The sequence below is a fragment of the Kitasatospora sp. NPDC091257 genome (assembly GCF_044757675.1).
In the GTDB taxonomy this organism is placed as follows: domain Bacteria; phylum Actinomycetota; class Actinomycetes; order Streptomycetales; family Streptomycetaceae; genus Kitasatospora; species Kitasatospora lactacystinica.
This window is the reverse complement of record NZ_JBIVVI010000489.1, coordinates 1-6284: the sequence shown is the minus strand read 5'-3', so window position 1 is coordinate 6284 and position 6284 is coordinate 1. Positions and strand designations below refer to the sequence as shown.

Here is a 6284-nt window from a genome sequence, read left to right as displayed (position 1 = left end):
GCGGAGCCGAAGGCGGAGGCGGAGATCGCCCACACCCCGAGCGAGGCGAAGGCGCCGAAGAGCAGGACGGCGTTGGCGCCGACGGCCGCGCCGGATCCCGCTGTCGTTCGCGCAGCGGCGGCTCTGGTTCCTGCACGAGCTGGAGGGTGCCGGCGCGAACTACCACATCTCGCTGGCCTGGCGGTTGTCCGGGAACCTGGACCGGCGGGCCCTGGAGGCCGCCCTGGCGGACGTGGTCGCCCGGCACGAGAGCCTGCGCACCGTCTTCCCGGCGGTGGACGGCGTGCCGCACCAGCAGGTGCTGGACGTCGTGGCGGGCCGCCCGCGGCTGGACGCGAGCCGGACCACCGAGCCCGGGCTGCCGGGCGTGCTGGCGACCGCGAAGGCCCGGCCGTTCGACCTGGCCGTCGATCTGCCGCTGCGCGCCGGCCTGTTCGAGCTCGGACCGGACGAGCACGTGCTCCAGATGGTGTTGCACCACATCGCCGGCGACGGCTGGTCGCTGGGCCCGCTCACGCAGGACCTGACCGCCGCCTACGCGGCGCGCTGCCGGGGTGAGGAGCCGCAGTGGGCGGAGCTGCCGGTCCAGTACGCCGACTACGCCCTGTGGCAGCACGAGCTGCTCGGCGACGCCACCGACAGCGACAGCCCGTTCGCCCGCCAGGCGGCCTACTGGACACGGCAGTTGGCCGATCTGCCGGAGCAGCTCCGGCTGCCCGCCGACCGGCCCCGCCCGGCCGTCGCCTCCCACCGGGGCGGCTTCGTGCCGGCCGGGCTGGACGCGGAGCTGCACCGCGGACTGCGCGAGCTCGCCCGCGTACACGGGACCAGTCTGTTCATGGTGCTCCAGGCCGGGCTGGCGGCGCTGCTGAGCAAGCTCGGTGCGGGCGACGACATCCCGGTCGGCAGCCCGGTCGCCGGCCGGACCGACCAGGCCCTCGACGAGCTGGTCGGCTACTTCGTCAACACCCTGGTGTTCCGTACGGACACCTCGGGCGATCCGACGTTCGCCGAGCTGCTGGGCCGGGTGCGGGACACCGCGCTGGCCGGGTACGCCCACCAGGACCTGCCGTTCGAGTACCTCGTCGAGGCCCTCAACCCGGCGCGGTCGCTGGCGCACCACCCGCTGTTCCAGGTGATGCTGGTGCTGCAGAACGCTCCCCGGGCCGACTTCGCCCCGCCCGGGCTGCACGTCCGCGACATGCCGCTGACGACGACCACCGCCAAGCTCGACCTGATCTTCACGATGTCCGAGCGGCACGCGGAGGACGGTTCCCCGGAGGGGATCGACGGGTTCGTCGAGTACACCAGCGACCTGTACGACCCGGCCACCGTCGAGACGATGTTCGAGCGCTGGGAGCGACTGCTCCGCGCCGTGGTCGCCGACCCGCGGCGGCGGCTCAGCCGGTACGGTCTGCTCTCCGCCGCGGAGCACGGCGACCTGACGGCCCTGGGCACCGGACCGGAGGTGGAGCTTCCGGCCGCGAGCCTGCCGGAGCTGTTCCGGGCCCAGGTGCGGGCGACGCCGGACCTGGTGGCGCTGGTGTGCGGAGACGTCTCGCTGACCTACGCGGAGCTGGACGCGCGGGCGAACCGGCTGGCGCACGCCCTGATCGCCCGGGGCGCGGGGCCGGAACGGCTGGTGGCGGTCGCCCTGCCGAGGTCGGCCGACCTGGTCGTGGCGATCCTCGCGGTGCTGCGGACCGGGGCGGCCTACGTCCCGGTCGATCCCGAGTACCCGGCCGCCCGGATCGCCCACCTGCTCGACGACGCACACCCGGCCCTGGTGGTGACCGACGCCCGGACCCGGGACGGCCTCCCGGAGGCCGGGGCGGCCGGATGGCTGGTGCTCGACGACCCGGCGACGGCCGCCCTGGTGGCCGACTGCCCGGAGACGGACCCGCTGGTCGCCATCGACCCGGGGCACCCGGCCTACGTGATCTACACCTCCGGCTCCACCGGCAGGCCCAAGGGCGTGGTGTCGACCCACGGCGGCCTGCTCAACCTGTTCGCCAACCAGCGGCAGCTGCTGTTCCCGCGGCGGACGAGGGAGCGGCTGCGCATCGGGCTGACCACCTCGGTGTCGTTCGACGCCTCCTGCGACCAGTTGTCCAGCCTGTACGCGGGCCACGAGCTGCACGTCCTGGACGAGGCGACCTGGTCCGACCCGGACGCCTTCGTCGACTACGCCGCGCGCGCCGGGCTGGACTACGTCAACGCCACCCCGTCCTATCTGCAGGTGCTCGTCGCACGGGGGCTCCTGGACGACCCGGGGCGCCGTCCCGCGGTGGTCTCGATGGGCGGGGAGGCCGTTCCGGACCAGCTGTGGGAGCGGCTGCGGGCCGTCGAGGGCGTGTCCTGCCTGAACTACTACGGGCCGTCCGAATGCACGGTGGACGCCCTCGTGGCACCGCTGGGATCGAGTCCGCGCCCGGTGATCGGCCGGCCGCTCGGGGGCATCCGGCTGTACGTGCTCGACAGCACGCTGCGGCCGGTGCCCGCAGGCGTGGCGGGCGAGCTGTACCTCGCCGGAGCGGGCCTGGCCCGCGGCTACCTGAACCGGCCGGGGCTCACCGCGGGGCGCTTCGTGGCGGACCCGTTCGGTCCGGGCGGCACGCGGATGTACCGCACCGGCGACCTGGCGCGCTGGGGCGCCGACCGGAACCTGGAGTTCCTCGGGCGTACGGACGACCAGGTCAAGGTGCGCGGCTTCCGGATCGAACTCGGCGAGGTCGAGGCGGCGTTGGCGGAACACCCGCAGGTCGCCCAGGTCGCGGTGACCGTCCGGGAGGACCGGGCCGGGGACGCGCGGCTGGTCGCCTACCCGGTGGCCGTCACCGGGGCGGAACTCCGGCCGGAGGAACTGCGGGCACACCTGCGCGAGCGACTGCCGGACTACATGGTCCCGTCCGCCTTCGTGCCCCTGGGGAGCCTGCCGCTGACCGCCACCGGCAAACTGGACCGGCGCGCGCTGCCCGCACCCGTCCACACCGCGCCGAGGACCGGCAGGGTCCCGCGCACCCCGCAGGAGCAGGTCCTCGCGGAGCTGTTCGCCGAGGTGCTGGGCGTGGCCGAGGTCGGGGCCGACGACGACTTCTTCGACCTCGGCGGGCACTCCCTGCTCGCCACCCGGCTGGTCGCCCGGGCGCGTGCCGCCCTCGGGGTGGAACTGGAGCTGCGCACCCTCTTCGAGACGCCGACGGTGGCCGGGCTGGCCGCCGGGCTCGGCGGGGCCGCCCGGGCCAGGCCCGCGCTGCGCCGCGCGGAGCGGCCGGCCCCGGTCCCCCTCTCCTTCGCGCAGCGACGGCTCTGGTTCCTGCACCAGCTGGAGGACGCCGGCTCGGTCTACAACATGCCGTTGGCGTGGCGGCTGACCGGTGAACTCGACCGGACCGCCCTGCAGATGGCGCTCGGCGACGTCGTCGCCCGGCACGAGAGCCTGCGCACGGTCTACCCGCAGCTCGACGGGGTTCCCCGCCAGGAGGTGCTGGACGCCGGAACGGCCCCACCCCGGCTGGCCGTCACCCGGGTGGGTGAGGCGGACCTGACGGAGCTGCTGACGGCGGCCGCGGCGCGCGGATTCGACCTCGCCACCGAACCGCCCCTGCGTGCCGAGCTGTTCGAGACGGCACCGGACGAGCACGTGCTGCTGGTGGTGATGCACCACATCGCCGGGGACGGCTGGTCGCTGGGCCCCTTGTCCGCCGACCTGGCCACCGCGTACGCGGCCCGCCGCCGGGGCGAGGAGCCGCGGTGGGCGCCGCTGCCCGTCCAGTACGCCGACTACGCCCTGTGGCAGAACCGGCTGCTCGGCGACCCGGCCGACCCGGACAGCCTGTTCGCCCGCCAGACGGACCACTGGACGCGGACGCTGGCCGACCTGCCGGAGCAGATCAAGCTCCCCGCCGACCGCCACCGCCCCGCGACCCCCTCCTACGCCGGCGGGCACCTCGACGTCGAACTGGACCCCGACCTGCACGCCGGCCTGGTCCGGCTGGGCCGGGAGCACGGCGCCAGCGTCTACATGGTGCTGCAGGCCGCCCTGGCATCGCTCCTGGACAAGCTCGGCGCGGGCACGGACATCCCGGTCGGCAGCCTGATCGCGGGCCGGACCGACGAGGCGCTGGACGAGCTGGTCGGCTTCTTCGTCAACACCCTGGTGCTGCGCACCGACACCTCCGGCGACCCGTCGTTCGCCGAACTGCTGGGCCGGGTCCGGGAGGACGCGCTCGGCGCGTACGCCCACCAGGACCTGCCGTTCGAGCACGTCGTCGAGGCCCTCAACCCGGCCCGGTCACTCGCCCGTCAGCCGCTGTTCCAGGTGCTGCTCGCGCTGCAGAACGTGCCCCGCACCGAGTTCGCGCTGGACGGTCTGGACGCCGGGATCCTCCTGGTGCGCACGCCCACCGCGATGTTCGACCTCGGCTTCCACCTGCTGGAGCACGGTGGCGCCGGCGGGCCGGCCGAGGGCATCGTCGGCCGGGTCGAGTACAGCACCGACCTGTTCGACCACGCCACGGTGGAGACGCTGCTCGCCCGGTGGCTGCGGCTGCTGGCGGCGGTGGTCGCCGAGCCGGACCGGCCGCTGAGCCGGATCGACGTCCTCACCGCCGAGGAGCGGCACGAGCTGCTGGTCGCCCGCAACGACACCGCCGGCCCGGTCCCCACGGCCGATCTGCCCGCGCTGTTCGAGGCGCGGGTCCGGGCGACCCCGGAGGCCCCGGCCGTGGTGTTCGAGGACACCGAGCTGACCTACCGCGAGCTGAACCGCCGGGCCAACCGCCTGGCCCACGCGCTGATCGCCCGGGGGGTCGGACCGGAACGGACCGTCGCCCTGCGGCTGCCGCGCTCGGCCGAGCTGGTGGTCGCCGTCCTGGCGGTGCTCAAGTCGGGCGCGGCGTACCTGCCGGTCGACCCGGACTACCCGGCCGCCCGCATCGCGTACATGCTGGAGGACGCGGGCCCGGCCGTGGTGCTCGACGACCTCGCCGCCGTCACGCCGGACGGTGACCTGCCGGAGCACGATCCGGCCGTGGCCGTGGACGGGCGCCGTCCCGCCTACGTCATCTACACCTCCGGCTCCACCGGCCGCCCCAAGGCCGTCGTGATGCCGGCCGCCGGGCTGCTGAACCTGTTGGAGTGGCACCACGAGGCCGTCGGCGGCGAACCCGGCACGCGCACCGCGCAGTTCACCGCGATCAGCTTCGACGTCTCGGTGCAGGAGGTGCTGTCCGCGCTGCTGTACGGCAAGACCCTGGTGGTGCCGACCGAGGAGCAGCGCCGCAGCGCCGAACTGTTCGCCCACTGGCTGGACCGGCACGAGGTGGCGGAGCTGTTCGCGCCCAACCTGGTGGTCGAGGCACTGGCCGAGGCCGCCGAGGAGGCCGGGCTGGAGCTTCCGCACCTGCGGCTGGTCGCCCAGGCCGGTGAGGCGATGCGCCTCGGCGGTGCCGTGCGCCGTTTCCAGGCCCGTCGGCCGGGACGGGTGCTGCACAACCACTACGGGCCCGCCGAGACCCATGTGATCACCGCCTACTCGCTGCCGTCCGACCCCGCCGACTGCCCGCTGCCGGTGCCCATCGGCCGTCCGATCGCCAACTGCCGGGTGTACGTGCTGGATGCGGCGCTGCGACCGGTCGCCCCCGGGGTGCTGGGCGAGCTGTACCTGGCCGGGGCCGGGCTGGCCCGCGGCTATCTGAACCGGCCCGGGCTCACCGCCGGGCGCTTCGTCGCCGACCCGTACGGTCCGGCGGGCACCCGGATGTACCGCACCGGCGACCTGGTCCGTTGGCGCGCCGACGGCGAGCTGGAGTTCGCCGGCCGGGTCGACCACCAGGTGAAGGTGCGCGGGTTCCGGGTCGAGCCGGGCGAGATCGAGGCCGAGCTGACCGCGCACCCGGACGTCGCCCAGGTCGCGGTGCTCGCCCGGGAGGACCGGATCGTCGCGTACGTCGTCCCGTCGGCCGGGAGCGGGGCGACCGCGGCGGCGCTGACGGCCTACCTGCGCGGCCGGGTGCCGGACTACCTGGTGCCGTCCGCGTTCGTGCTGCTGGAGGCGCTGCCGCTGACGCCGAACGGGAAGCTGGACCGGGTGGCGCTGCCCGCTCCCGAGGCCACGACCAGGGAGGCGGGCCGGGCGCCGCGCACGCCGCAGGAGCAGATCCTGTGCGAGCTGTTCGCCGAGGTGCTGGGCCTGGCCCGGGTCGGAGTCGACGAGGACTTCTTCGCGTTGGGCGGGCACTCCCTGCTCGCCACCCGGCTGGTCTCGCGGGTCCGGGCGACCC

1 protein-coding gene is annotated in these 6284 nt (G+C 74.8%); it reads left to right on the top strand.

Features of this window, described 5'->3' with window-relative positions:
- Positions 1–94 precede the first annotated feature (94 nt).
- The coding region (locus tag ACIQOV_RS22300; protein WP_401050976.1) for an amino acid adenylation domain-containing protein at positions 95–6284 on the top strand (6190 nt) is incomplete at its 3' end.